A 23969-nucleotide genomic window follows, 5' to 3' on the forward strand; every position below is an offset into this window, starting at 1 on the left:
AAAGAAATAAATAACGCCTATCCCAAACTAAAAACTGGCTATGAATTGGATAAAGCTAAATTTTTATTCGATGTCAAAACTATACAAGATAGGATTTGAGGTTCTGGCAATTACAGCCCTCTTATGTATCTTGCAACTACTGGATGCAAATATGTCCAGATCAAACGAACTTGATATCTTACCTTTAGCGAAACAGTACGCAAATCCAAACTGGGTTCCAGGAGATTGGTATCTCAATCAATCACCAGGGTATAGACTCATATTCCAGATTTTGATAGGTAATTTGATACTAGCTTGGGGATTCTTAGCAACTTCTGTAGTAGGTCGGATACTATGCTATTGTCTCATTGCATTAGGACTGGTTTTAATCAAAAGAAGATTGGGTCTGAGTTTACCGTTGTTGTTGCTAGCGGTTTTTGTTTTCATGACTGCTCAAAGCTTCGCCGCTGGTGAACTAATAGTATCAGGAGTTCAGCCAAAGGTTTTTAGCTATGGTTTTGTCTTGTTAGCTATTGGAGCAATGTTAAGCAAAAGCTATTATTGGATGGCTTTAATGTTGGGACTAGCTACTTCATTTCATGTGTTAGTAGGTGGCTGGTCATTTCTAATGCTCCTAGTATTACTAATTCTGAGATGGAATACTTGTAGTATGAATTTTCGGCGTTTCGGAGGGATAGTTCTCATCTATTTAATAGCTAGTTCTTTTTCTGTTAAAGCTGTACTAGAGCAATTGTTCAACCCTCAGCCCGAAAGTCCTATATTTACTTCTTACATTTATGTTTTTTTACGTTTGCCCCACCACTTAAACCCCCTGTCCTGGTCTCCAAGTTGGTGGATAAAACTGACAATGTATCTGGTAGTACTAATAATCACTACTATATTACTAAGGCGCATCCAGCAAAGCAGCGCCAGAAATCACAAATCTATATATGACTTTTCTGAACAATATATAGCCAGCATGAGGCTATTGGATTTTACGATTATTAGCCTAATACCTTTCTTTTTAGGAATAGCTGTCGCACCTTTTGACTCTAATGGCAATTTCTTACAGTACTATCCCTTTCGAGTAGGCAGCGCTATATTACCACTTAATACTTGCTTACTCTTTGCGTGCTTATTAGAGCGGACATTTGTTGGTAAGAAGCGGCAGTTGCTTTTATTGGGAAGTATTTTACTCCTAAGCTTTTTAATGACTAAGCCTACCATAACCTTTAAAAATCAACTACTGAGCCTCAGCCAATTTCCAAGTAGCTTGCAAGGAGTATCTCTTGAGGAAAAATCTTTATGTGCTTGGGTTCGAGATCATACTTCTAGAGATACAATTCTAATATCCTCTCCAGCCTCTTTTGATAGCTTTACTTGGTTAGCAGAGCGTCCAACTATAGCTAAATTTAAGCTTTTCCCTCAGAATAAGCTTGGAATACTTGAGTGGTATGAACGGATGAGAGACTTAAGCGGCAATAACCCTTCTATTTTGCCAGTTATTAGTAAGGAATTAAAGATAAAAACAAAAGGATTTGAACTTCAACAAGTGCTTGACAATGGATACTACTCTTTAACAACGGCTCAGGTTAATTTTTTGATGGCTAAGTATCAGTCAGACTATTTTGTAACTAGCGTTAAACATAAATTAGATTTGTCTATTATTTATCGTAATCCACAATATCTTATTTACCAGAAAGCAAAATAGACATTTGTGCTAAGTTAGCTAAATAAATAATTGTTGAATATTCCCAAAGTACTAATTAACCAATACTCTATTTGGTGCTGAGTTTTGCAACGAAGCATAAGGGTTTTCAGCCAAAATACAAAGGTGCAGTTCAAATCCTACAGCCTTAGAATCCACATTCTGCAGGTGCGTAGACATAGCCCGCCGCAGGCATCGCAAAATATTGTATTTTTGAAGCATGACAGCTTCACTATTTTAGATATCACATTACCATTACAAGATATTGACCAAGTAAAACATAGTCGCAGGTATATGTGATGAGATGAACCTAGTAGAGCAAATAAACCGTCTATTAGGAACTCATCCTCAAGAAATATCAGTGCAGTTCTATATACATCTCATAGATTAACTGAGTAAACTACAAGATACTTTACTGTCCCGGAAGTTGCTTTTTCAGTGCTTCCAGAGAAGCCCAACGGTTATCAACTGGAGTTTCAGTATCAGAAGTATCAACAGTAATTGCAGGAATACCTGGACAATTGCGATCGCATAATTGGCGCTGGGGAATTGCCAAGCACATCTGCTCATACAGCCATTCGTTGGGATAAAAATAACCATCGGGTGGTAGGGTTTCAAGCAAATCTTCCATAACTACTTCCCTTTCTAAAGGCAAGTCATTTGGCTGATTTGCAGTTTCGTCTAACCAGATAATTTCTTTCGTATCAAGCCCTAAACGTCGATTGTATTGCTGCAAACAGCGGTTGCAGGTACAAGTGATAATTGTTTCTGCCTGACCGGACACTTCCAAGTAATTGCCATGATGCTGCACGCGCACATGACCGCGAATTGGAGTCAGGGTTTCCAGACCAGGTAGAAATTCCTTAACCTGAACTTCCTCTGTCCGCTCCGGGGCTTTAGTTAGCTGCGGAATAAAGATTGCGTCCATAGGATTTGTGAGATATCCTCACTAAAATTTATCTTCATCATCAGCAATTATACTGATATTACATCTTTATTTTATCTCTTAAGAACAAGATAAATTTTGAAATTATATGGTTATGAGTTTTCAATTAACTCCTAACTCTGCCAATTTAAGATTTTCAATTTTGGATTGAAGGAAAAATCTAAAATCGTTCGACTGAGCGCTCACGACGAAGTCTAAAATCCAAAATTGAATGACTCTTAACTCCTAACTCCTTCCAACGAAGCTGGTCGCACAACCAGATGACGATGCGGCTCTTTACCGCGACTGAAGGTTTCCAAATCTCCAAACTCCTTCAAGAATGTATGGATTTGACGCCTTTCAGCAGAACTAAGGGATTTGATTTCCACTTCTTTACCAGAAAAACGCACTTCATCGGCTGCTGCTTCTGCTAATGCGCGAATTTCGGCTTCTCTTTTGACTCGGTAGCCATTCAACTCAATGGTGTAAGAGGCTTGTTCCTCAGGGGGTTGGCTTAGGTTAAGAACCGAATTTGCTAGATACTGAATCGCATCTAACACAGAGCCATCAGCACCAATTAAGACCTGGATTTGTTCTGACGTCAAATTAGTTTGGTCAATTGTCAACCAGTAGTTATCTGGTTCTGGGGAATCGCCGTCTTGAGATTGGGCAGTTTCTAAATGACCCTGAATCTCAGCAGGTATTCCAGTGAGCTCCAGCAGGGTTTTTAACCACTGCTGACCTCGCTGCATCGAAATGTTGCTCATGATCCCCCTGTCGCCTTTTTCTTGGCACTTTTTGGTTCAAATGGCAATGCCTTTTGTTCGGTGACTGCTGCTTCTTTCTCCTGGGTTTCTACGATTTTTTGCAGTTCTTCTGGTAGAGGTTCGCGGGAGAGAAGATAAGTTTGTGCGGTTTGGAAAATATTACCAATCACCATATACATCAGCACCCCAGCTGGTAAGGGGAAGAACAAAAACATCCCAGAAAAAATAACTGGAGTGATTTTGTTAACTGTATCCTGCTGCGGATTGCCGCCACTGGAATTTTGCCCAGAAAGCATTTGGCTAACATAAAGGCTGATCCCAAAGAAGACAATCATGGCGACGATATCCCAGTGGATTGTGCCATCTGGATCTTGTGCGCCAACCCTGCCTAAGGCATCAATGAATAGAAAGCCTTTTTCTGCTGCTAGTCCAGGAATTGTTCCTTGAATAGTGACTTCTCCGGGTTGCAAGGCTTCTACATTGCCATCAGCATCAATTTTTACTCTATCTTCACCTTTGGTGACTTTCCAATCAGGAATGAGCTTATTTTCTGGGTGTTCTGCTACAAGCACCTGAAATGGTTTGCCCTCAACAGTCTGATACTGTATCTTGGTTTGCTCTCCCACCGCTAGTTTGTTTCCACTGGGAATGATTGCAGCTACTTTAACGTGTTCCCCATCAGCAACGTAAATATTTTGAGGAGCAGTGGCAAAGGCTTGCGGTTGAATTTGCTCGATTTGTTCTGCGGGAAGGATTTGCAGGTTAACGCTGTAGTTCGCACTTGCAAAAGGCGAACCCCGCAAAGTGGCAAACAGTGCTAATAAGACCGGCATTTGCACTAGTAATGGAAAACAGCCTGCCAAGGGGTTGCCAAATTCTTTTTGAACATTGACCATTTCCTCCTGCTGCTTTTGCGGTTCATCCTTATAGCGCTCTTTAATTTCTGCCATCCGCTTCTGCATCAGAGGTTGTACAATTCGCATCTTCCGCATGTTACGAATTGAGCCAGCACTCAGGGGATAGAGCGCGAAGCGGACTATCAGGGTCAAAGCAACGATCGCCAATCCGTAGCTAGGCACAATACCATAGAAAAAATCTATGATTGGCAGCATCACGTTGTTCGAGAGAAAGCCGATACCAAAATCCATTATTCTGAATTCAACCTGAGGTACTGTAAACTGACTGAATCTAATTTATCTAAATCATGAATTATCTGCGACTATCCTTCGCTACGGATAGCCGCACATCTCAAAAAAAGGGGAGTGGGGAGTGGTATGTAATTTTTGTAAGTGGGAAGTTCTGAATTTTGGATTTTTTCTGAGCAAATTTTGCATTCACTATTCCCTCCTCCCTACTTATTTCTCCCATCACTTGTTGGCAGTGCCGCTAAATTCGGGATTTTTCGCAGCAATTCTTTCATTGATATAGTCATAGACTTCCCGAAATTTGGGAATTGCACGCAATTCGAGACGACTGCCGTTTCTTAGGGTTATCGCCATATCTCCCCATAAGCCAATACCACGGGGAACTTTGACGATTTTGACAATTTCTGAGTAAATTACGTCAGTGCGATCGCGCCCCTGCCAACCTCCCGTCACGGTAATTCGGCGATCGGTAATGCGGAAACGCAGCCACAATGCCCTGACAATTGCCCCGACTGTTAATGGTATCCCGACAATGGTTAGCCCAATCAGCAGGTTGATAATTAAATCCCCAACATGGGGGCCACCTTCATAATAAACATCTTCACGAATTCCCATCTAACACCTCGGCTTGTGCCAATAACTGCTCTAATTCTTGCAGAAATTGTGGGCTTACGCACTTAGATTCTGCTGCTGTGGGTTTGACAATGACCACTAGCCGCCATCCTGGTGATAATTTGGGCAGCAAGTTGTGTAAAGCAGCAGTAATTTGCCGTTTGATTCGGTTGCGAACCACTGCCCTTTTGCTGACTTTTGTGCTTATGGAAATGCCAATCCGCGTGCTGGCAAGATGTGCTGAGTCAGTTGCTTGTGTAGTCTGGGTGGCAGTGCCTAAAGAAGGTTTTGTTGAACACAACGGCTTTAAGGCTCTCAATGTTAAATAAGAGCCATGACGCCGAATTCCTTCCCGGAAAACTGCCTGGAAATCCTTGCGGGATTTTAGCCGATTTGCTTTGGGCAAAGCCACAGATGCTCTTTTAGCTTAAATACGCCCTAAACGCTCAGACGGTGACGTCCCTTTTTTCTCCTAGCGCTAATCACGTTTCTGCCGTCTGGTGTCCGCATTCTGGCGCGAAAACCAGAGGTTCTTTTTCTCTTACGGCTAGTACCGCCCAGTGTTCTTTTCATACTGTTCTCCTCTTAGGTGATTTTTATAAAAACTCACAATCTCTAATTGTATCACTTTTTTATGAAATTGTGCATTGGACGGCAGAGACAGAGGAGAAGAATTTTTTCCCTACTCCCCTGAATTAATTGATGCTCAAAATCCATGTTCCCATGTAGCGCAGTAGTGGCACATCACCAGGGGAGAGAACTTGACAGTTAAAATAGTAAACTCCGCCGAAGGCTGGGTTTTTCACGTTAGATAAGACTACCTCAACTGGGCTACCTGCTGGCACCGGCTCCTGGGGAAAAATATTAATCAGCTTACCTTCTTTGTCCCACTTCACCTCAGAAAGCGGAACTGCTTTGCCTTTGACTCGGACTTCAATTTGTTTCTGGTCAAAAGTTCCTTTGTAATAATCAGGGTAGTTAATGGCAAATTGACCAACTGCCAATTTCATTCTTTTGGCTGGAATTCTCAATATGTATCGATCCCAACCATTAGCTTGTCCACCAAAATCTAACCGGAAGGGCAGTTGATTTTCGGCTTTGACACCGCTAAACAGGGTAAATCCTGGTAAGCTATCTGCCCAAGTCAGGGCTGGTAATCCAGTAACCAAAAAGCTAGTCACGGCTAAAGTGGAAAGTAAACGTCGCATAATCGGGCTTCCTCTACCAAAATATAAATCTGTTATCTAAAAATAGCTGTGTGTTAGTATTCGTTACTAAACTTTACTACTGACTTCCTGACAATTGACGTTCAGTAACAACAAAAAGTGCCATCTCCCCTGAGGTTTGGGCGGCAGCGAAATTACTTAGTTATAAATTTAGCATAGACTCGATTTACTTTATTACCCTTACAGAGTGGTGATTTTATGAATAGGTGGGTCAAATTTTGAACTAAATAGAAACACAGTCAGGATTGGATTGTGTTTCCAAATATGTATAAGTGTATCTAAATTTGAGAATTTTGTTATAAAAATTGAGGCGTGCCCTCAGCGATCGCCAGTTAACTTGGGCTAAATTGATTAAAATAAGTTGGAATCAAAGTCGTAATCATTAAAATTTGATTGGGAAATCATAAAGCTATCAAAATTTGGTCAATATTACTCTATAAGAAAGGAATACCAAAATTTCTCAATCCCGAAAATAAGCTGAAGATAAAGATGCAAAATTTGGGAATCAATTTAGGATGTGCAATACGTAACCCTGTTTGCAACTATCTGAAAATATGACATCTGCAAGCGGCAAAGTCAGGCTTTGCCTGGACAGCTAAGAGTGGGAGACGAAAGATTCAAGGTTCAATCTACAAGTAAAATTCATGGCTGATGTTCCTGCCTAAGTACTATGAGTGCGGGATACGCCTCATCTAGACAATCGCTTACTTGGCAGAGATTAGGTATTTATCTTCAGGAGATTTCATGAGAATAGCAGTTGCTAAAGAAATTGAAGTTTGTGAACGTCGTGTGGCATTAATTCCTGACACCGTTGCCCGATTGGTAAAACAAGGTTTGGAAGTGTGGGTAGAAACAGGTGCAGGAGAGCGATCGTTTTTCAGCGATTCTGCTTATGAAGCCGCAGGAGCCACAATAATCAGCGATACTGCCAAATTATGGGGCGAAACAGATATTCTGCTGAAAGTCAGCCCACCACAAGAACGAGAAGATGGACGCTCAGAAATTGATTTGTTAAAGGAAGGGGCTGTATTAGTCAGTTTCCTCAATCCTTTAGGAAATCCTGTTGTAGCAGAGCAACTAGCAAATCGGAAAGTTACAGCCTTGAGTATGGAAATGATTCCCCGTACTACCAGGGCGCAAAGTATGGATGCTTTGTCCTCGCAAGCTTCATTAGCAGGTTACAAAGCAGTATTAATTGCGGCAGCTGCATTACCGAAATATTTCCCGATGTTAACTACAGCCGCAGGCACGATCGCTCCAGCGAAAGTATTTATTATGGGTGCTGGTGTAGCCGGATTGCAAGCGATCGCCACCGCTAGACGTTTGGGAGCAGTGGTAGAAGCCTTTGATATTCGTCCCGCCGTCAAAGAAGAAGTGCAAAGCTTAGGGGCAAAATTTGTTGAAGTCAAATTAGACGAAGAAACCGTCGCTGCTGGCGGTTACGCCAAGGAAATTTCTGAGGCTAGCAAACAACGTACCCAAGAAGTTGTCACCGAACACGTCAAAAATTCTGATGTGGTAATTACCACCGCCCAAGTTCCTGGGAGACAAGCACCACGGCTTGTTACAGAAGAAATGGTGGCACAAATGAAACCCGGTTCAGTGATTGTGGATTTGGCTGCCGATCAGGGTGGTAACTGCGCCTGCACAGAACCTGGAAAAGATATTGTATGGAACGGCGTGACAATTATCGGCCCTATCAATCTCCCATCATCGATGCCAATTCACGCCAGCCAATTGTATGCCAAGAACGTAACATCGTTGATTCAACTGCTGATTAAAGACAAAGCTTTGCAGGTGGACTTTAGCGACGACATCGTTGATGCAGCTTGCGTTACCCACGCTGGTGAAATTCGCAATCAACGAGTGCGGGATGCGCTACAAGCTTTGAGCGGCGTTGGAGCAGGTTAGTAGCCAAATTACCATAAGGAGTTTTGATTTCATGACAGAGGCATTACTTGCTGCTTTGTTTGTATTTGTTTTGGCATCTTTTATCGGCTTTGAAGTTATCAACAAAATACCACCGACTCTACACACACCCTTAATGTCAGGCTCAAACGCGATTTCGGGCATTGCGGTACTTGGAGCAATAGTTGCTGCTGGTGCGAGAGAAACAAGTGTGTCAGTGATTCTCGGTTTAATTGCTGTGGTACTAGCTACAGTCAACGTTGTAGGTGGCTTTCTAGTCACAGATAGAATGCTGCAAATGTTCAAGAAGAAGGAGATTAAGGCGTGAGCGACTTTTTACCAACTGGCATTCAGCTGACATATTTAGTCGCTGCATCCTTATTCATTTTTGGTTTGAAAAAGCTAGGTTCACCAGCTACAGCGCGGAACGGTAATGTAATCGCAGCAGTGGGGATGCTGTTGGCAATTGTGGCGACAATGCTGGATCAGCATGTGTTGAACTACGAGATGATATTGTTGGGCTTGGCGATTGGATCGGGAATTGGTGCGATCGTAGCTTACAAAGTCCAAATGACGGAAATGCCCCAAATGGTGGGTTTACTCAACGGTTTAGGTGGTGCGGCTTCGGCATTAGTAGCTGTTGCCGAATTCTGGCGGTTATTAGATAGTTCTCAGACAATACCCCTAGATGTCAACATTTCCATGCTATTGGACGTGTTAATCGGTGGCGTTACCTTCACAGGTAGTTTTTTAGCCTTTGCCAAATTGCAAGGTTTAATCAGCGGTTCCCCGATTACATTTCCTTTCCAGCAACCATTTAACCTCTTACTTCTAGGTGCTTATTTGGTAGGCAGTGCCTATTTAATCATCACACCAGATAGCTTACCCATATTCTTGGGAGTGGTAGCTGTTTCCTTAGTGCTGGGTGTGATGTTCGTCATCCCCATTGGTGGCGGCGATATGCCAGTGGTAATCTCGCTGTTGAACTCGTTGTCAGGTGTGGCGGCAGCGGCGGCGGGTTTCGTGGTGATGAACAATATGTTAATCATCGCTGGTGCTTTAGTAGGAGCATCTGGCTTAATCCTTACTGAGATTATGTGTAAGGCGATGAACCGCTCCTTATTTAGTGTGCTGTTCAGCGCTTTTGGTACAGGTTCTAGTTCTGGTGGTGCTGCTGCTAGTGGTGGTGCGATCGATCAAACTGTTCGCAGCATCGATCCAGAAGAAGGGGCAATGATGTTGGGTTATGCCCGTTCTGTGGTAATTGTGCCTGGTTATGGTATGGCAGTCGCCCAAGCGCAACATAGCGTCCGGGAATTGTCAGATCAGTTAGAAAAAATGGGCGTTGATGTCAAGTATGCCATTCACCCCGTTGCTGGAAGAATGCCGGGGCACATGAATGTGTTGCTAGCTGAGGCAAATGTGCCTTATACACAGTTGTATGACATGGATGATATTAATCCCCAGTTTGAACAAGCTGATGTGGCTTTAGTGATTGGGGCAAATGATGTGGTAAATCCTGCGGCGCGTAGTGATACAAATAGTCCGATTTATGGTATGCCGATTTTGGAAGTAGATCGGGCGAAGCAGACAATTGTAATTAAGCGCGGGATGAGTACGGGTTTTGCCGGTGTAGATAATGAGTTGTTCTACAAGGATAAAACGACGATGCTTTTTGGTAGCGCGAAGGATATGGTGGCGAAGTTGGTTTCGGAAGTGAAACAACTTTAACGAACCGCCAAGGCGCGGAGGGCGCGGAGTAAAGAAAGAATTTAGAGAGTTGGCTTGCTTTGGGGGTGTGATGCTTCTGAGGCAAGTTTTTTGTGTTTTATTCCGAAATTAGTTACTCAAGCTTTGGAGAAGAATTTCAACAAGCCTATATACGTGTGTTCCTAATGTAGGAGGCCAGTTTTGTTGAAATTTGGGGTGCAGCAATTTTGCACGATTTGTCGCATCCGCAATATTAGGTTTGTATAAAGGCAAATCTAGATTACTACTGTTGTAACTTCCTAAAAGTGTTCGTAGTCTTGATTTAAAATCCTGGCAAGTTTTATCTTCAGGGTTTAAATCTTCAAAGTGTAGACACAACCAAATTTCAAAACACGGGTTGCTGACAGCTAAATAATAATCTTTTTGCTTGGCTTGACGACACACCATACTCAAATTTCTTGCTCCCCAACGGTCTACGTCAAGGACAAGCCAGAGCATATCGTCTTCATTTAAATTATATTGCTCCTTAAAGGTATTCAAGCGTTCTAACACGTATTGGGGAGCAGATTTACTATCATCCCCAGTAGCTAACACTTCTACTTTGATTCGGGTACTATGAAACATTCCAAAATATTGCTTTTCTGTTTCTTTCCCCTCAGTCGCAACTATGAAAAGCTTTGCATCTCTTCGGTCATGCTGACGATCCAGTAGTTTAGTTCGATTGATTCTTCCCATCACTTCTGGCTCATCTCTACAGATAAATCTGTTTCACAACCAAACCATCCTAAACTTTGTGGATCTCCAAAAAAAGGAATAGCACCAAAGCGACCGTTTAAATAACCTTTCTCAATTTTTAGGTCGGGTCTAATCTTGAATTCTGCTAAAGAATAAAGGTTGGACACACTCTGCTGATTCTTCTCAACAAACCAAATCTCATCACGTCGTAGTAAATCTAAATCAAGTAGGTTAGTATCGTGAGTTGTAAAGATTAATTGATTACCTTTTTCTCTACAATTTATTGCTGCTTGTACAAAACATCGAGATAATAAAGGATGCAAACGCCTATCAAGTTCATCTAAAAAGATGACTTTTTCAGTTTCTTCCTTTAAGAGAAAGAGACATGGAATAAGATTAATCAAACGTTGAGTTCCTTCTGACTCCTCTTCAATCGTAAAATCAATAAGATGTCCATCTTCATGACGATGCTGAGTTTTTAATTGAATCAAGCTTAATTGACCGCCTTCATTCTTGAAAAGGAGATACCGTTTACCTCTTATATTTTCTATCATTGCTACTGAGTCATCATCGGCTTCCGCAAGTTTTTCAAGGAAATCCTCTCTTACAGTTTTAGGCATACTTGGAAAGTGTTGATCAAAATCTAGCTCAACTTCTTCAGTACTTATCGAATCAATTCCTGTCCCCGCAAATTTAAGAAATTCACTGAGGAAATTTGTAAAAGATTCATTACCGAGTATTCCAATTTCTAAACCTCGATAATCTGCCTCTGCTGGAATAATAGTTAGTACTTTTCTAAACCAGTTAGCAACTGGAAGTAACGTTTGAACATTACGCTCAATTGCTTCCGTTAAAAAAAGTTGATTGGGACGAGTTCCTTGTGCAATAAAATCTAAAAATTGTTTACGTTTCTCACTTCTACCTTTAAGTACTGAACCATACTCTAGACTCGTTTCTTTTTCTATAGAAGTGATCCGCTCAAAGTACATAACTTCCTGCTTTCTACCACGAGGAATAGCATAAAGCCATTCCTCAAAAATTTGTTCTCTATTCAATTTAAATCCATAAGAATATTGAGTTTCTTGATATATAAAAATAAATTCAAACTTGCTCGGCTGTTTATTATAATCACTAAGTTTAAATGGGGAAACAGGAATAGATTTAGTACTTCGAGTACCTTCTACAACCAGATTTTGTACAAAGTTGAGAGCCTCTATGAGATTTGACTTACCTGCTGCATTTGCACCATAAATTGCAGCAATAGGCAGCAACGAACGCCCTTTGCCTGCTGCATTTTCAGCAAGATGATCTATGTGTTGCTGGTCACTGCTAACCCCTACCATACTGAAGGTAACTTCATCTCTAAAAGACAAAAAATTTTGTATAGTTAGTTGAATTAGCATTATCTTTTACCCAAAGTATTCCTATTTCACGCTGCTCCTCGTTCTATAATAAGCTTAAACCAACGTCTTAGGAGAGAAAATCTCGTAAGTCCTTAATCATTGAGCAATCTCTAATTTTTCTCTCAATAGTTGGAGCTGAATTCACTAGCTACACTTCACCTCCATACATCAGTCCGTAATTACTGCTAGTGATAGTTGACGTTTTTGCTGGTCTTTTGTAGATGAGTGTTTTTTTTGAAGAACCAATTGCAGTGCTGATTCAGCTATCTTTAGGCGATCGCTTATGCTCAGGTTTGGGAGTGCTTGGAGAATTTCTTTAGTTTCCATATTAGTTCATAAGAGCAACTTATATTACTAATTGTAGTGAAATTCTAATCGGCGATCGCCTGCAAAATCTTCACCGTGCGTAGGTGAAGCCCGCCAAAGGCATCGCTCTCTCTTCCTCTGTGTCCTCTGTGGTTCGTTAAAAAGAGCGATCGCATAACCTACCTCGTTGAGAATGCCTTCCCCCTGGACTCGTCTTGAAGTATCGCATTCCCCTATTTGCTGTAAGTGCGATATCTTGGGATTAATTAAGCGTCTAAACCTGACAATGCCAAAGAAAATCAGGGAACTCAAACAAATGTTGGTAAGAGCAAATTTTACAGAAATCCCAGGTAAAGGAAGTCATACAAACTAGATACATCCGTTATATGTGGGAAAACTCACGGTTTCTGGTAAAGACAGTTCAGACGCAAAACGCTATCAAGAGAAAGACGTTCAAAAAGCAATTCAAGAAGTAGAAGAAAAACAGCGAAAAAATCAAGAAGATGAGCAAATTTAAATATCAAATGCTAATTCAATGGTCTGATGAAGACAACTGCTTTTTAGTCGGATTTCCCGATTGTCCTGGACAGCCTTTTCGGACGCATGGCGATACTTATGAGGAAGCTGTTGCAAATGGTACTGAAGCATTGGAGTCACTGATAATAGCTTATGAAGCCACTGGGGAAGAACTTCCAAAACCGACCGTTTGTAAAGCGGCTTAAATGGGTAGTACCTTGATAAAGTGACCCGCTTGTTTTATATCGCCTCCGAACTTTATCATTAAGGCGATCGCTTGTTTTTTATTGAAATGCGATCGCTTCTCCTTTTCCTCTATGTTCTCTGCGCCTCTGCGGTTTGTTAAAAAAGGCGATCGCGTAGCGTTCCGCAGGAAAGCCCGCCAAAGGCATCGCCTGATTTTTTCTTAACTAACTATCCGTTTCATCGGGATTTCTATCCAGAACTCACAGCCGTTACCAGGTTCTGAAATACACTTGATATTCCCACCATGTTTTTCGACAATAATTTGGTAGCTAATAGATAATCCTAAACCAGTACCTTGTCCGGGTTGTTTGGTGGTAAAGAAAGGTTCAAAAATGCGCGATCGCATTATCTCTGGAATTCCACAACCATTGTCGGCAATCCAAATCAGAATAGTATTCTCTTCTATCACTTCTGTCCGAATCCAAATTTTAGGATTGTCAATTATTTTTCCACTAGTTACTGAGTTTTCCAATGCATCGATCGCATTGTTGAGAATATTCATAAATACCTGATTCATCTGGGCCGCATAGCAGACTACTGGAGGCAATTCACCATATTGCTTAACTACCTCAATAGCAAACGAATTGGTCTCCGGTTGCAGTCGATGTTGTAAAATTAGCAAAGTACTGTCAATGCCTTCATGAAGGTCAACGGGCTTCATTCCGGCTTGGTCAATTCGAGAAAAACTTCGCAATGATAAGACTAATTGAGAGATTCGCTCTGCCCCCATCTTCATTGAAGTCAGAATTTTGGGCAAGTCATCACTAATGAAATCTAAATCCAGTGCTGCTACTTGCTTTTGAATTTCTCCTGTTGTCTTAGGATACTGTTTCTGATAGAGGCGCAGTAATTTAAATAAATTTTCGGCATGTTCAGTAACATAAGTGATGTTGCCATAAATAAAACTAATCGGGTTGTTAATTTCATGGGCTACACCAGCAACTAACTGCCCTAAGCCTGCCATTTTCTCACTTTGAATTAACTGGCTCTGAGTGTTCTGTAATTCTTTAAGAGTCTGGGTGAGTTCTTCTTTTTGACGTTGAGTTTGTTCGAGTAATTCCGCTTGCTGAAGTCCTACCCCTAGCTGAGTACCAATCTGCATCAGCAAATCTATCTCATCCTCTTGCCAATCACGGGATTTGATATTTTGATAAGCTGCTAGTAATCCCCAGAGTTGTTCACCCTGAAAAATCGGCACAATCATATATGCCCTAGCTTGCATTAGCTCGATTAGGCCAATGTAAGGAATAGAATCATTGGTGCTGTAAATATCCTTAATAACAAGAATTTTACCGTTAGCAAAGTCTCCTCTTTGGATTTCTTGCAAATGATTATCTGCGTAGGCGTCGCCTGTCGTAGACATTGCAGGAACAATTTCCCTTACTGGTGTCCAACCTTGGGCTAAAGACTCAGCAACAAATTCGCCACTCCAATCAGGCCCGAATCGATAGATTGTCACTCGATCAACTTCCAATAGCCGTCGGACTTCTTCTGTACTGGTAGCAAAGATGGTGTCAATATCAAGAGACTGGCGAATTTTCTCCACTGTTGCGGCTAAGGCCTTTTCCCTTTCAGCCGCTTTCCGTTCTCGTTCGGCAGCTTTAGCCAGTTTTTGGGCTTGCAACTGCATCTGTTTTAAGGACTCAGCTTGTTGTAATGCTACCCCCAATTGAACGCCAACTTGTGCTAGCAAGTTGATTTCCTCATCTTGCCAATAACGGGGCTGGGAGTTTTGATAAGCTACTAGCAATCCCCACAGCTTTTCGCCCTGAGAAATTGGTACAAAAACTTCATTACGTGCATACTTACCCGCTTGCTTTCCTTGCACAAGAAGGCGTTCTGTCACAGGCTGCGGCTTAATCATTGGTGTCCAGCCATCAACAATGGAATCAGCAACAAATTCGCCACTCCAATCAGGATAGAAGCGATAAATTGCGACTCGTTCCACTTCTAACAGCCGACGGACTTCTTGAGTAGTGGTTTTAAATATGGCTTCAATTTCAAGTGACTGACGAATTTTTTCTACGGTGTTCGCTAATGCCCTTTGCCTTTCAGCAGCTTTGCTAATCTCTGCTGCTTGGATCTGCATTTGTTGGATAAATTCCGCTTGCTGTAAAGCCACACCTAGTTGGGTGCCCACTTGGGTAAGCAAGTAAACCTCATCTTTTTGCCAATCACGGATTCCAGCGTTCTGGTATACTGCTAGCAAGCCCCAGAGCTTCTGACCGTGGTAAATGGCAATGATCACATAAGCTCTGGCTTGATATATCTCTAAGATTTTAATGTAGCAGTCGCTAAAGCCTGAATTGTAAATATCATTACAAATCCGGTACACTTCACACCGACTGAAGCTACCACCCTCTGTATCTTGTAAGTAGGTATCGGCGACTGGGGGTTTAGCTAAATCTTTGGCGCTACATTCGCTGACGTTTTCACTCAATTCCGGGCGCTGCGACTGCTCATGGATGAGGGAAATCCAACCCTCTGCCACTGATTCAAACACGAATTCACCACTCCAATCGGGATTGAAGCGATAGATAGCCACACGGTCAGCATTTAGTAGCTGCCTAAGTTCTGCGGTGCTTGTGTGGAAAATGCTTTCCAAGTCTAGAGACTGACGAATTTTCTCAATGGTTATGGCTATGGTTTTCTGCCATTGGGCTGCTTTTTCTCTGGCTTTTGCTTGTGCTAATTGTGCCGATTGTAGTTTTACTTGTTCCAGGTAATCTGCCTGCTGCAAGGCAACTCCTAAATGTTCGGCGATTAATTGCACAAACTCAATTTCTGATGCTTCCCATTCGCGAGGATTACTACACTGATGAATACACAGCAATCCCCATAAATCTTTACCTTTCATCAAGGGGGCAGCTATATTAGCACGTACTTGGAATCTTTCTAGCATCTGGACGTGACAATCACTCACACTAGCTTGGTATATATCAGCCATTGCTTTAATTCGACCTTGCTGATATGAGCCTGCAAACTCCGCAGCAAAGCAGTGGTCGCTCAGTTTAGCTGCTAGTGCCGAACCCCATTCTGCTCCCACATCTTCATAGATAAATTCCCCTTCCCATACCAATTCGGGATAAAAACGAAACACACTAACCCGATCGGTTTTCAGAAGCTGACGTACTTCAGTGACTGTAATTTTGAAGATGGCGTCTATATCTAGAGACTTGCGAATGCAAGCAATAACTCCAGATAAGGTTTTTTGTTGCTCATTCTGACGCAGGGAGAATGTCATATCTGAATGAGATTCTTGCTGTTCTGAATTTGGTTGTATGGGTTGAGTAGTAGAGGAGTTTTCCATTCCCAGTGGGACTTTAAATATTGAAAGTCTTCTATCTCATGATTCCCGTAGCGATCGCAAAGGTAACAGTTATTTCCTTTTAATGCCATAAAAAACATTGTAGGGACACGATCTTATCGTGTCCCTACAAAAAACATTTTTCAACCACAAACGAATTATCGCCGCTTGGGAGTGGTGCTGCGGGTGGTGCGTTTCTCTTCATCTCGACGACGGCGATCGCGCCAATCTGCCAGGGTCAAATAACCAATACCACCAGTGACTACTACGAGCAGCACTACAGCAAATAAAGCCAAAATACTCAAAAATGGACTTTCCACAATGCCTCTACAGTCCGTTACGTCCCCACACTACCATTGCAATTGACCAAGTGAACACAACTAACAGCGATACCCAACCTAGTGTCAAAATCTCCATAGTCCCACTTTTCAAATAATTACAAAAGGTTTCTAATATTTATCATACAGGGATTGGGCGGTTGATCCTTCAACAGTGTTGGTGCGATCGTTGCACTCTTAAATTTCACCCAAGGACGCAAAGTGAACGAAACTTCAGATATTCAACTAATGGCAGAACGGCTAGAATCCCTGAAAGCTGGAATAATTGGGGGTTTATCTGGGTGTTTCGCTTTTGCGATTGCCAGTCTTTTGAATACTTTAGTACTGGCAAAGTATTTTCAGACACTCGCAAGTCTGCAAAGTGATGTTAATTGGGATTGGTGGGTGAGTGGTGCAGTTGCAACTTTTACTGGTTTCCTATTTGGTGTCACCTACCGCTATATCATCCGTTCAGATCAAAATCCTCAACTTAAAGTTGGTGGTGTGCTGGCCTTTGGCTTGGTACGCGGATTAACTCAGATAGAACTTGGGTGGAATTCTTTTAGCACAATTTGGCCTTTTGTCGTGTTGGCTTTTGAAAGTGTATTGTGGTTTGGAATAGCTGCGATCGCTCTTGATATCGCTATTCAACTCCATTGGGTTAAACCTTTTTCATCAATCTAAAATTCCCTTTTCCTAAGTTCTTGTTTAGTAAAGCGCAGAAAATGAATATAAAATTTACCTTTTCAGTATAGTAGGGGTTCCCTACAGGGGATTATGGTTCAAATAGATGAAAAAGGCTGTAAGTATTGCGCTTTTGTAGTATCAATAATACAATACAATTACAAAATTTACCTATGTAAATAAAAAATAAGTATAAATAATTAGTATTAGTCATTATCAATCTCTATTATCTAATATGAAAACTCAAATATCTCACTATTATCTGATAGTCGATTTGGAAGCTACATGCTGTAACAGTAAGACTATTCCCCGTCACGAAATGGAAATCATCGAAATCGGTGCAGTGATGCTCAATCGAACAACGTGGGAAATTGATTCAGAGTTTCAGAAATTCATCCAACCTGTGAGACATCCACAACTAACAGGTTTTTGCACCGAATTGACTAGCATTCGGCAGCAAGATGTTGATGAAGCACCCAAATTTTTAGAGGCAATTTCTCGCTTCAAAGAATGGATTGATTTATTTCCCAATTATATTTTTTGTTCTTGGGGCAATTACGACAAAAAGCAATTTATTCAAGATTGCGCGTTTCATAATTTTCCTTATCCTTTTACTTCAGAGCACATAAATATCAAAGAGGAATTTTCAGAATATCTTGGCGTGTCTAAAAAATTTGGTATGGCACAGGCTCTCAATGAGCTAGGAATAGAATTGAAAGGCACACATCATCGTGGAATTGATGATGCTCACAACATTGCATCTATCTACAGACAGATTAAAACTAAAAAATTAAGCTGAATAATTGTAAATCCTCAAGATCGGTGTGGCGATACCTTCTGGTGCGTCTGCTACGCGTAGCTTGCTTCCCCGTAAGGGTATGGTAAGCTTCTCTACGAGACGCTCCGCGAACGCTAACGCAGCCCTGAACTAGACTAAAAGTGTAATCCTAGTATGGCAGGAAACCTTTGTGAGAGCTAGATGGATTATCACAGCAGTTTCGGCAGCACTATTTTTCGGCGGTAGCCTGCTCACATCATTGCGTGACCCTTGGTTTCAGAACTTGCAGCGTCCCGACTGGTTGACCTTTGAATTTCTCATCCCGTTTATCTGGACATTCATTTGGGTCTGTCTGACAATCTCAGCAATTATCGTCTGGGAGAGAAGCTCAAAACAGTCTCGTCCTTGGCTGTTGATGGGTATGTACGCTGCGATCGCTCTTTTGACCTCCGTTTACAGTCCTATTGTGGTAGAACTTCGTAGCCTAACAGGTGGAATGATTGTCGGTGGCTTGGCAACACTTCTCGTCTACATTTTGGCATTTTTGGTTAAGCCAATTTCCCAAAAAGCCTCCTGGCTGTTCCTACCCTATGCTCTCTGGGGTCCTTTTGGTACTTATCTCACTTGGCTATTAATTCAACTTAATCAGGGCGCAGGCAGATAAAAGACTTCGGCAAAATCTGATTTGGTGCTGTTGAAATCAAAAAATATGAAACAACTTCTCAAGCAACCTGTGCTTTATCTGGCCTTGTTAGTGATAGGTAGCAATGCTGGATGCATCTCCACCAGAGAGGTCAGGAATGCTCAACAATCACCGACGCCAAACCCACAACCTCAAACACTTTCAACAATTGACGCCAATTACATAACTCAGGTTGTCCAACAGGTAGGACCCGCAGTGGTACGAATCAACTCTACTCGCACTGTTGAGACATCTTCAGATCCTTTATTGGATCGGTTTTTTGGGGGACAGTCGCCCACTACAGAAAAAGTGCAACGGGGTATCGGCTCAGGGTTTATTACCAGTGCTAATGGGTTAATCTTGACCAATGCCCATGTAGTAGAGGGTGCGGATAATGTCACAGTTTTATTAAAAGATGGTCGCCGTTTTCAGGGAAATGTTGTCGGCGTTGACCCTGTTACCGATGTCGCAGTCGTCAGAATTAAAGCCAATGGATTGCCAGTAGTTAAGCTGGGCAACTCAGATAATCTATTACCAGGACAGTGGGCGATCGCAATTGGTAATCCTCTAGGACTGGACAATACTGTTACCCAAGGCATTATCAGCGCCACACAGCGTTCTATTGCGGATCTTGGTGTACCGACAGAGCGGGTTGACTTTATTCAAACAGATGCGGCGATTAATCCGGGTAACTCTGGCGGCCCTTTGCTGAATGCCGAAGGAGAAGTTATTGGTATGAATACCGCCATTGTCCAGGGAGCGCAAGGTTTAGGCTTCGCCATTCCCATCAACAACGCTCAACGGATCGCCGAACAATTGGTAACTAAAGGACGAGTGGATCACCCCTACATCGGTATTCAAATGGCCCAGTTGAGTCCGGAATTGCAAGCCAAAATTAATCAGAGTGATATTGGTTTTAAAGTTAACCAGGATCGGGGTGTGATCGTTCTGGGAGTTGCCTCTAATTCGCCTGCGGCTCGTGCAGGCTTGCGTCCGGGTGACATCATTCAAAGCATTAACGGTGTTTCCATTGAAAATATACGGCAAGTGCAACAACTAGTAGAAGCCGCCAAAATCGGCGATCGTCTGCAAATTACAGTCAATCGTAACGGAAAAAGACAAGCGATCGTTGTCCGAACCGAGGCGTTACCAGCCAAAAAACCTACGTAACTCTGGCAGTTCACCACTGAAAATTGAGCAATTTATCGCTAACCACAAACCTCACAAAATTAATCAAACAGACCACTATTGGGATTTGGCAATATCTATCGTTTGCCAGAGGAAGCAATGATTGTGATTTCCTATGCTTTTGGTGATTTAGTATCGCTCATTTATAGGAATCCAGTTTGATTTCTGAAATAAATCTGTACACCTCTAATATCTTTGTTTCCTGTTAAGAGTTCCCTATCTCTACAAGTAATTTCAAAAATCAAATACTAGTCCTATATTTTCACCAATAGCATTTATAGACAAAAACTGCTTTAGAAAAAGAGGAATGTATGCAAGGTTTTCGTTTAGGTTCTATTTTCGGGTTTGAAATCCGAATAGACTTGTCCTGGCTGTTAATTGTCTTCCTCATTCTGTGGACATTAAGCGCAGGTCTATTTCCAGCCAACTATCCCGGACTTTCCGATGCAACTTATTTCGGTATGGGCCTAGTAGCAACGTTTCTCTTCTTTGCCTCGCTACTAGCTCATGAGCTTTCTCATTCTTTCGTAGCTAGGGCAAAAGGAGTTCCCGTCGAAGGCATCACCCTGTTTATCTTTGGTGGGGTGTCGCGCACTCGTATGGATGCCGAAAATCCTGATGATGAGTTTCAGATTGCGATCGTTGGGCCATTTACCAGTTTGGTGCTGGCTGCTTTCTTCGGCTTGATTGCGTATATCGGCAGAAATGCTGGATGGAGTATTGTTGTTACGGGTGTCGCATCTTACCTGGGAACGATTAACCTCATCCTAGCCATATTCAATATGCTGCCTGGGTTTCCTCTAGATGGCGGTCGTGTTTTTCGATCGCTAATCTGGAAGTATACTGGCAACCAGAAAAAGGCTACCAAAATCGCCTCGACGAGCGGTAAATGGTTAGCTTATCTGCTGATTGCCCTTGGTTTTTGGGAGTTGTTTGGTTCAGCCTTGTTGAGTGGACTTTGGTTGATCCTGATTGGTTGGTTCTTATACAACGCCGCAGAAGCTGGTTACGAGGAGCTTTTGATCTGCACAAGTCTCGAAGGAGTACGGGCACAAGAAATCATGACTCCCCATCCAGAAACGGTAAATGCTGACCTGACGCTGCAAGATTTAGTGGATAAATATTTCCTCAGTCGTCGCTACCAGTCTTTCCCAGTAACGCAAGATAGCCATCCTGTAGGCATTATTACCTTAAATCAGGTCAAAGATGTCCCGCGCGAAGAATGGATTTATCGTACTGTCAGAGACGCAATGATTCCCACAGACACAGAAGCTACTGCTCGTCCAGAAGAGCAGATGTCTCAGGTATTGGAAAAAATGCAAGAATCAGGAGTTCGTCGCGTACTCGTGACTCAGAATGGTTCACTCAAAGGTATTATCACCGCTAACGATGTCGCACATTGGTTACAGCGTCAGCGAGATTTAGGTAACCAGATGTGATAAATAAATGGAAAAAATTAGCACCAGCTTTTATATTTAGCAGCAAATCAAAATGTGAAATGTAAAAATCTTAGGGCATAAGATTACTAATTATTCTTAGCCAAAGGGATTTTTAGAAGAAAATTTTTTCTTGCTGGATGAGTACTCAGAGCAACTCATCGCTTCTTCAGTGAGAACAATCGAAGGGTTTACTGCACATTTTAGATAATGATTATTGGAATAAAATCGACAGTTCTTACAGGGAACTTTGTGTAAACTGTTGATGGAAAAAACCATCTTTTCATTTAAAAATACCCGAATTTTTCGCAATACCAGGAAAAAAACTATCCAACCAATTATAAAGCTAACAGGAGATAAAGATACCGCTATATCACGGATAGTTAATTCATGCGTTTGTGCTTGCTCATTTTTGACTTCACTCCGGATTCCTTGAGCTAAATTACTATTGGCTGCTACAGATGTTTGCAAGATTTGATGATGGTGCATATTATTTACCTTTTGCTATAGGTCTTTATTGCCTTGATTTTTGATAGCCGGGTAACTAACTAGTAATTTGTGACAAGACATGATTTATTCCTGTTTCATCAGAATTAGGTTGATAACACTCTTGAATTTGGAACATATAGACCTTTAATAAGCAAGTCAATTCAGCAAATACTTAGAAATAAGTACTGGATCTTACGTTACTCGTGAAAAATTTTAAAATAGTCCATATTAAAGATGTAGATATCAAAGCAGTTTGGTAAATAAGGGCGTTTATGGATTAGGTTTATTCATGTATATTTTAATTAACTAAAAATCACTATCCAGTTGTCAAGTTGTCGGTAGATCAAATTCTAATGCTTACAAGGTTTTAATTATAGGTTTAGCAAAATAAAACTTCAGCCATATCTGTCAAGGGTTTTGCTTGTTATTTATCGTTATATACCCAAGGGAATAAATTAAGTAAGAGACTTATAAATAGATATTTATATGTTAAAATGCGTGGAAATATTTTCTCAAAATTTTATGGGTATTGAGGTTATGTCCTTTTTGAGTTACCTTTATTACTAAAGCTGGATCTATCGTTAACTTATCGACTCATATTAATAAATTTAGGAATTATGATATTTGACATTATCCTTACTTGATTATTTACCACTATCAGTTTTTTAATTATTTATAAACTATCTTTAGATATTGATATTATTAGTTTGAGTAAAGCGGCGATTTCTAGTGTTGTTTTCGGAATTTTAAATGCAATTTAACTGTCAATACTCAGTTTTTTTACCTTTCCTGTGATTATCCTTAATCTGGGCTTATTCTTCTTTGTTTTAAATACAATTATTTTTGCATTGGCAGCTTATGTAGTAGAGCGTTTTCGCTTAAAATGCTGCTTTTAGAGTGCTGTAAGTTCCTCTATTGGGTTGGCAGCGATTAATTCTATTCTCTTGAGTATTTTTCCTCGTATTACCTGATAACTAAGGTAATATATATAATATTTGGCTTGATTGGGCTGCAAAACAAGACTCCATGATCAGATTACAAGCCAATAATATTGATTTTGAGGCTACAATTTATGATAAAATTTTGGCGAAAAACAATAGTTTTTTTCTTCACAACAATTGTGTTGACAATTCTGCTAATCTCTCATGAATCAGTACTAATAGCTGAGGCACAATCTTCTACACCAACACCAACGGCTGCTGGGTCGTTTCCTCCTGTAGCTTATCCTAATAGGTCGTTAAGTGCTTCCCCTGCACAGCTAGCACCATTACCTTATGCTTATGGAGCATTAGGAAAAGCTATTGATGCTGAAACGATGAAATTGCATCATGACGCACACCATGCTACCTACGTCAAGAACTTAAATGATGCATTGAAGCAGTATCCAGATTTGCAAAAAAGAAGTGTTGAAGCTTTACTAGTAGATTTGAACAGCGTACCTGAAGATATTCGGACAAAGGTACGCAATAACGGTGGCGGTCACCTTAATCACACGATTTTTTGGCAACTAATGAGTCCCGAAGGTGGTGGACAACCCTCAGGAGCGATCGCTCAAGAAATTAACCAAACTTTTGGCAGTTTTGATGCCTTTAAAAAACAGTTTAACGCAGCGGGTGCAGCTCGCTTCGGTAGTGGTTGGGTTTGGTTAGTACGTAACCCCCAAAAGCGACTCCAGATCGTGACCACAGCAAATCAGGATAACCCGATTATGGAGGGTTTATATCCAATTATGGGTAACGATCTGTGGGAACATGCTTATTACCTGAAATATCGCAACCGTCGGGCTGAGTATTTGAATAATTGGTGGAATGTGGTGAATTGGCCGCAGATTAACAGGCGATCGCAATTCTTATCACAACAGCCTGGTTAGCAATACTATCAATAACAATATGTACAAAGCTA

Annotated in this window: 27 protein-coding genes and 1 pseudogene; 13 read left to right on the forward strand and 15 right to left on the reverse strand. The window is 41.4% G+C overall.

What is annotated here, in order from left to right; genetic code table 11:
- The first annotated feature begins 40 nt into the window (after window positions 1-40).
- Window positions 41-1690, forward strand: coding sequence for a DUF6798 domain-containing protein (locus RM347_RS26365; protein ID WP_428850618.1), 1650 nt, complete (start codon window positions 41-43; stop codon window positions 1688-1690).
- A 409-nt stretch (window positions 1691-2099) separates the two neighbouring features.
- On the opposite strand, the gene RM347_RS26370 is transcribed toward RM347_RS26365, so the two are convergent.
- From RM347_RS26370 to RM347_RS26400, 7 genes are all read right to left on the reverse strand, one after another.
- Complete coding sequence (locus tag RM347_RS26370; RefSeq protein ID WP_322721646.1) at window positions 2100-2615, reverse strand: YceD family protein; 516 nt, start codon at window positions 2613-2615, stop codon at window positions 2100-2102.
- A 236-nt stretch (window positions 2616-2851) separates the two neighbouring features.
- Window positions 2852-3379 (reverse strand): protein jag, encoded by a 528-nt coding sequence (locus RM347_RS26375; RefSeq protein WP_322721645.1) that lies wholly within the window; start codon window positions 3377-3379, stop codon window positions 2852-2854.
- Window positions 3376-4527, reverse strand: coding sequence for a membrane protein insertase YidC (yidC, locus tag RM347_RS26380; protein WP_322721644.1), 1152 nt, complete (start codon window positions 4525-4527; stop codon window positions 3376-3378). The genes RM347_RS26375 and yidC overlap by 4 nt, the downstream gene beginning before the upstream one ends.
- Window positions 4528-4746: 219 nt before the next feature.
- Window positions 4747-5139, reverse strand: a complete 393-nt coding sequence (locus RM347_RS26385) for a PH domain-containing protein (protein ID WP_322721643.1) — start codon at window positions 5137-5139, stop codon at window positions 4747-4749.
- Window positions 5126-5548: a ribonuclease P protein component gene (gene rnpA, locus RM347_RS26390; RefSeq protein WP_322721642.1), complete on the reverse strand. Its 423-nt coding sequence runs from the start codon at window positions 5546-5548 to the stop codon at window positions 5126-5128. The genes RM347_RS26385 and rnpA overlap by 14 nt, the downstream gene beginning before the upstream one ends.
- A 26-nt stretch (window positions 5549-5574) precedes the next feature.
- Entirely contained in the window at window positions 5575-5709 is a 135-nt protein-coding gene (gene rpmH, locus RM347_RS26395) for a 50S ribosomal protein L34 (RefSeq protein WP_099102484.1), read from the reverse strand.
- Window positions 5710-5831: 122 nt separating this feature from the next.
- Window positions 5832-6344: a DUF2808 domain-containing protein gene (locus tag RM347_RS26400; protein ID WP_322721641.1), complete on the reverse strand. Its 513-nt coding sequence runs from the start codon at window positions 6342-6344 to the stop codon at window positions 5832-5834.
- A gap of 762 nt (window positions 6345-7106) precedes the next feature.
- On the opposite strand from RM347_RS26400, the gene RM347_RS26405 reads away from it, so the two are divergent.
- Genes RM347_RS26405 through RM347_RS26415 form a run of 3 tightly spaced genes read left to right on the forward strand, consistent with a single transcriptional unit; the run spans window position 7107 to window position 10001 of the window.
- Window positions 7107-8273: a Re/Si-specific NAD(P)(+) transhydrogenase subunit alpha gene (locus tag RM347_RS26405; RefSeq protein ID WP_322721640.1), complete on the forward strand. Its 1167-nt coding sequence runs from the start codon at window positions 7107-7109 to the stop codon at window positions 8271-8273.
- Between the two features lie 31 nt (window positions 8274-8304).
- Window positions 8305-8598: an NAD(P) transhydrogenase subunit alpha gene (locus tag RM347_RS26410; RefSeq protein WP_322721639.1), complete on the forward strand. Its 294-nt coding sequence runs from the start codon at window positions 8305-8307 to the stop codon at window positions 8596-8598.
- Entirely contained in the window at window positions 8595-10001 is a 1407-nt protein-coding gene (locus RM347_RS26415; protein ID WP_322721638.1) for an NAD(P)(+) transhydrogenase (Re/Si-specific) subunit beta, read from the forward strand. The genes RM347_RS26410 and RM347_RS26415 overlap by 4 nt, the downstream gene beginning before the upstream one ends.
- Before the next feature lie 108 nt (window positions 10002-10109).
- Here RM347_RS26415 and RM347_RS26420 read toward each other — a convergent pair whose 3' ends face one another.
- The 4 genes from RM347_RS26420 to RM347_RS26435 form a co-directional block, all read right to left on the reverse strand.
- Window positions 10110-10715, reverse strand: a complete 606-nt coding sequence (locus RM347_RS26420; RefSeq protein ID WP_322721637.1) for an RloB family protein — start codon at window positions 10713-10715, stop codon at window positions 10110-10112.
- Window positions 10715-12118 carry an AAA family ATPase gene (locus RM347_RS26425; RefSeq protein ID WP_322721636.1) on the reverse strand — a complete coding sequence of 468 codons (1404 nt, stop codon included), beginning with the start codon at window positions 12116-12118 and terminating at the stop codon, window positions 10715-10717. Before RM347_RS26425 ends, RM347_RS26420 begins: the two co-directional genes overlap by 1 nt.
- A gap of 168 nt (window positions 12119-12286) precedes the next feature.
- Entirely contained in the window at window positions 12287-12445 is a 159-nt protein-coding gene (locus RM347_RS26430; protein ID WP_322721635.1) for a hypothetical protein, read from the reverse strand.
- 27 nt (window positions 12446-12472) lie between these two features.
- Window positions 12473-12736, reverse strand: coding sequence for a hypothetical protein (locus tag RM347_RS26435; RefSeq protein ID WP_322721634.1), 264 nt, complete (start codon window positions 12734-12736; stop codon window positions 12473-12475).
- On the opposite strand from RM347_RS26435, the pseudogene RM347_RS26440 reads away from it, so the two are divergent.
- Both RM347_RS26440 and RM347_RS26445 read left to right on the forward strand, forming a co-directional pair.
- Window positions 12711-12941, forward strand: a pseudogene (locus RM347_RS26440) (type II toxin-antitoxin system HicA family toxin). The gene RM347_RS26435 and the pseudogene RM347_RS26440 overlap by 26 nt on opposite strands.
- A complete protein-coding gene (locus RM347_RS26445; protein ID WP_322721633.1) occupies window positions 12928-13146 on the forward strand; it encodes a type II toxin-antitoxin system HicB family antitoxin in 219 nt (72 codons plus the stop codon). The pseudogene RM347_RS26440 and the gene RM347_RS26445 overlap by 14 nt, the downstream one beginning before the upstream one ends.
- 200 nt (window positions 13147-13346) lie before the next feature.
- Here RM347_RS26445 and RM347_RS26450 read toward each other — a convergent pair whose 3' ends face one another.
- The 3 genes from RM347_RS26450 to petN form a co-directional block, all read right to left on the reverse strand.
- Window positions 13347-16496, reverse strand: a complete 3150-nt coding sequence (locus tag RM347_RS26450; RefSeq protein ID WP_322721632.1) for a GAF domain-containing protein — start codon at window positions 16494-16496, stop codon at window positions 13347-13349.
- 155 nt (window positions 16497-16651) lie between these two features.
- Window positions 16652-16813 carry a hypothetical protein gene (locus tag RM347_RS26455; RefSeq protein ID WP_322721631.1) on the reverse strand — a complete coding sequence of 54 codons (162 nt, stop codon included), beginning with the start codon at window positions 16811-16813 and terminating at the stop codon, window positions 16652-16654.
- 7 nt (window positions 16814-16820) lie between these two features.
- The gene (petN, locus tag RM347_RS26460) at window positions 16821-16910 is read right to left on the reverse strand and encodes a cytochrome b6-f complex subunit PetN (protein ID WP_012408302.1); all 90 of its coding nucleotides are present in this window, start codon (window positions 16908-16910) and stop codon (window positions 16821-16823) included.
- A 149-nt stretch (window positions 16911-17059) separates the two neighbouring features.
- On the opposite strand from petN, the gene RM347_RS26465 reads away from it, so the two are divergent.
- The 5 genes from RM347_RS26465 (at window position 17060) to RM347_RS26485 (ending at window position 21581) form a co-directional block, all read left to right on the forward strand.
- The gene (locus tag RM347_RS26465) at window positions 17060-17494 is read left to right on the forward strand and encodes a hypothetical protein (RefSeq protein ID WP_322721682.1); all 435 of its coding nucleotides are present in this window, start codon (window positions 17060-17062) and stop codon (window positions 17492-17494) included.
- A gap of 235 nt (window positions 17495-17729) precedes the next feature.
- Window positions 17730-18293 (forward strand): 3'-5' exonuclease, encoded by a 564-nt coding sequence (locus tag RM347_RS26470; RefSeq protein WP_322721630.1) that lies wholly within the window; start codon window positions 17730-17732, stop codon window positions 18291-18293.
- 169 nt (window positions 18294-18462) lie between these two features.
- Window positions 18463-18936 (forward strand): TspO/MBR family protein, encoded by a 474-nt coding sequence (locus tag RM347_RS26475; RefSeq protein WP_322721629.1) that lies wholly within the window; start codon window positions 18463-18465, stop codon window positions 18934-18936.
- Between the two features lie 45 nt (window positions 18937-18981).
- The gene (locus tag RM347_RS26480; RefSeq protein WP_322721628.1) at window positions 18982-20124 is read left to right on the forward strand and encodes an HhoA/HhoB/HtrA family serine endopeptidase; all 1143 of its coding nucleotides are present in this window, start codon (window positions 18982-18984) and stop codon (window positions 20122-20124) included.
- A 329-nt stretch (window positions 20125-20453) separates the two neighbouring features.
- On the forward strand, window positions 20454-21581 hold the full coding sequence (locus tag RM347_RS26485) for a site-2 protease family protein (RefSeq protein ID WP_322721627.1): 1128 nt from the start codon (window positions 20454-20456) through the stop codon (window positions 21579-21581).
- A gap of 96 nt (window positions 21582-21677) precedes the next feature.
- Here RM347_RS26485 and RM347_RS26490 read toward each other — a convergent pair whose 3' ends face one another.
- Entirely contained in the window at window positions 21678-22049 is a 372-nt protein-coding gene (locus tag RM347_RS26490; protein ID WP_322721626.1) for a hypothetical protein, read from the reverse strand.
- 809 nt (window positions 22050-22858) lie between these two features.
- Here RM347_RS26490 and RM347_RS26495 point away from each other — a divergent pair.
- The gene (locus RM347_RS26495; protein WP_416211940.1) at window positions 22859-22963 is read left to right on the forward strand and encodes a hypothetical protein; all 105 of its coding nucleotides are present in this window, start codon (window positions 22859-22861) and stop codon (window positions 22961-22963) included.
- Window positions 22964-23139: 176 nt separating this feature from the next.
- Complete coding sequence (locus RM347_RS26500) at window positions 23140-23937, forward strand: superoxide dismutase (RefSeq protein WP_322721625.1); 798 nt, start codon at window positions 23140-23142, stop codon at window positions 23935-23937.
- Window positions 23938-23969: the final 32 nt, after the last annotated feature.

Origin of the sequence: Nostoc sp. ChiQUE02, assembly GCF_034531305.2 — a bacterium.
In the GTDB taxonomy this organism is placed as follows: Bacteria; Cyanobacteriota; Cyanobacteriia; order Cyanobacteriales; family Nostocaceae; genus Nostoc.

Excerpts from the sequence above, each read along its gene's own strand:
- RM347_RS26365 (WP_428850618.1), top strand. The coding sequence starts at position 41 with ATGAATTGGATAAAGCTAAATTTTTATTCGATGTCAAAACTATACAAG.
- RM347_RS26370 (WP_322721646.1), bottom strand. The coding sequence starts at position 2,615 with ATGGACGCAATCTTTATTCCGCAGCTAACTAAAGCCCCGGAGCGGACA.
- RM347_RS26375 (WP_322721645.1), bottom strand. The coding sequence starts at position 3,379 with ATGAGCAACATTTCGATGCAGCGAGGTCAGCAGTGGTTAAAAACCCTG.
- yidC (WP_322721644.1), bottom strand. The coding sequence starts at position 4,527 with ATGGATTTTGGTATCGGCTTTCTCTCGAACAACGTGATGCTGCCAATC.
- RM347_RS26385 (WP_322721643.1), bottom strand. The coding sequence starts at position 5,139 with ATGGGAATTCGTGAAGATGTTTATTATGAAGGTGGCCCCCATGTTGGG.
- rpmH (WP_099102484.1), bottom strand. The coding sequence starts at position 5,709 with ATGAAAAGAACACTGGGCGGTACTAGCCGTAAGAGAAAAAGAACCTCT.
- RM347_RS26400 (WP_322721641.1), bottom strand. The coding sequence starts at position 6,344 with ATGCGACGTTTACTTTCCACTTTAGCCGTGACTAGCTTTTTGGTTACT.
- RM347_RS26405 (WP_322721640.1), top strand. The coding sequence starts at position 7,107 with ATGAGAATAGCAGTTGCTAAAGAAATTGAAGTTTGTGAACGTCGTGTG.
- RM347_RS26410 (WP_322721639.1), top strand. The coding sequence starts at position 8,305 with ATGACAGAGGCATTACTTGCTGCTTTGTTTGTATTTGTTTTGGCATCT.
- RM347_RS26420 (WP_322721637.1), bottom strand. The coding sequence starts at position 10,715 with ATGGGAAGAATCAATCGAACTAAACTACTGGATCGTCAGCATGACCGA.
- RM347_RS26425 (WP_322721636.1), bottom strand. The coding sequence starts at position 12,118 with ATGCTAATTCAACTAACTATACAAAATTTTTTGTCTTTTAGAGATGAA.
- RM347_RS26430 (WP_322721635.1), bottom strand. The coding sequence starts at position 12,445 with ATGGAAACTAAAGAAATTCTCCAAGCACTCCCAAACCTGAGCATAAGC.
- RM347_RS26445 (WP_322721633.1), top strand. The coding sequence starts at position 12,928 with ATGAGCAAATTTAAATATCAAATGCTAATTCAATGGTCTGATGAAGAC.
- RM347_RS26450 (WP_322721632.1), bottom strand. The coding sequence starts at position 16,496 with ATGGAAAACTCCTCTACTACTCAACCCATACAACCAAATTCAGAACAG.
- petN (WP_012408302.1), bottom strand. The coding sequence starts at position 16,910 with ATGGAGATTTTGACACTAGGTTGGGTATCGCTGTTAGTTGTGTTCACT.
- RM347_RS26465 (WP_322721682.1), top strand. The coding sequence starts at position 17,060 with ATGGCAGAACGGCTAGAATCCCTGAAAGCTGGAATAATTGGGGGTTTA.
- RM347_RS26470 (WP_322721630.1), top strand. The coding sequence starts at position 17,730 with ATGAAAACTCAAATATCTCACTATTATCTGATAGTCGATTTGGAAGCT.
- RM347_RS26480 (WP_322721628.1), top strand. The coding sequence starts at position 18,982 with ATGAAACAACTTCTCAAGCAACCTGTGCTTTATCTGGCCTTGTTAGTG.
- RM347_RS26485 (WP_322721627.1), top strand. The coding sequence starts at position 20,454 with ATGCAAGGTTTTCGTTTAGGTTCTATTTTCGGGTTTGAAATCCGAATA.
- RM347_RS26500 (WP_322721625.1), top strand. The coding sequence starts at position 23,140 with ATGATAAAATTTTGGCGAAAAACAATAGTTTTTTTCTTCACAACAATT.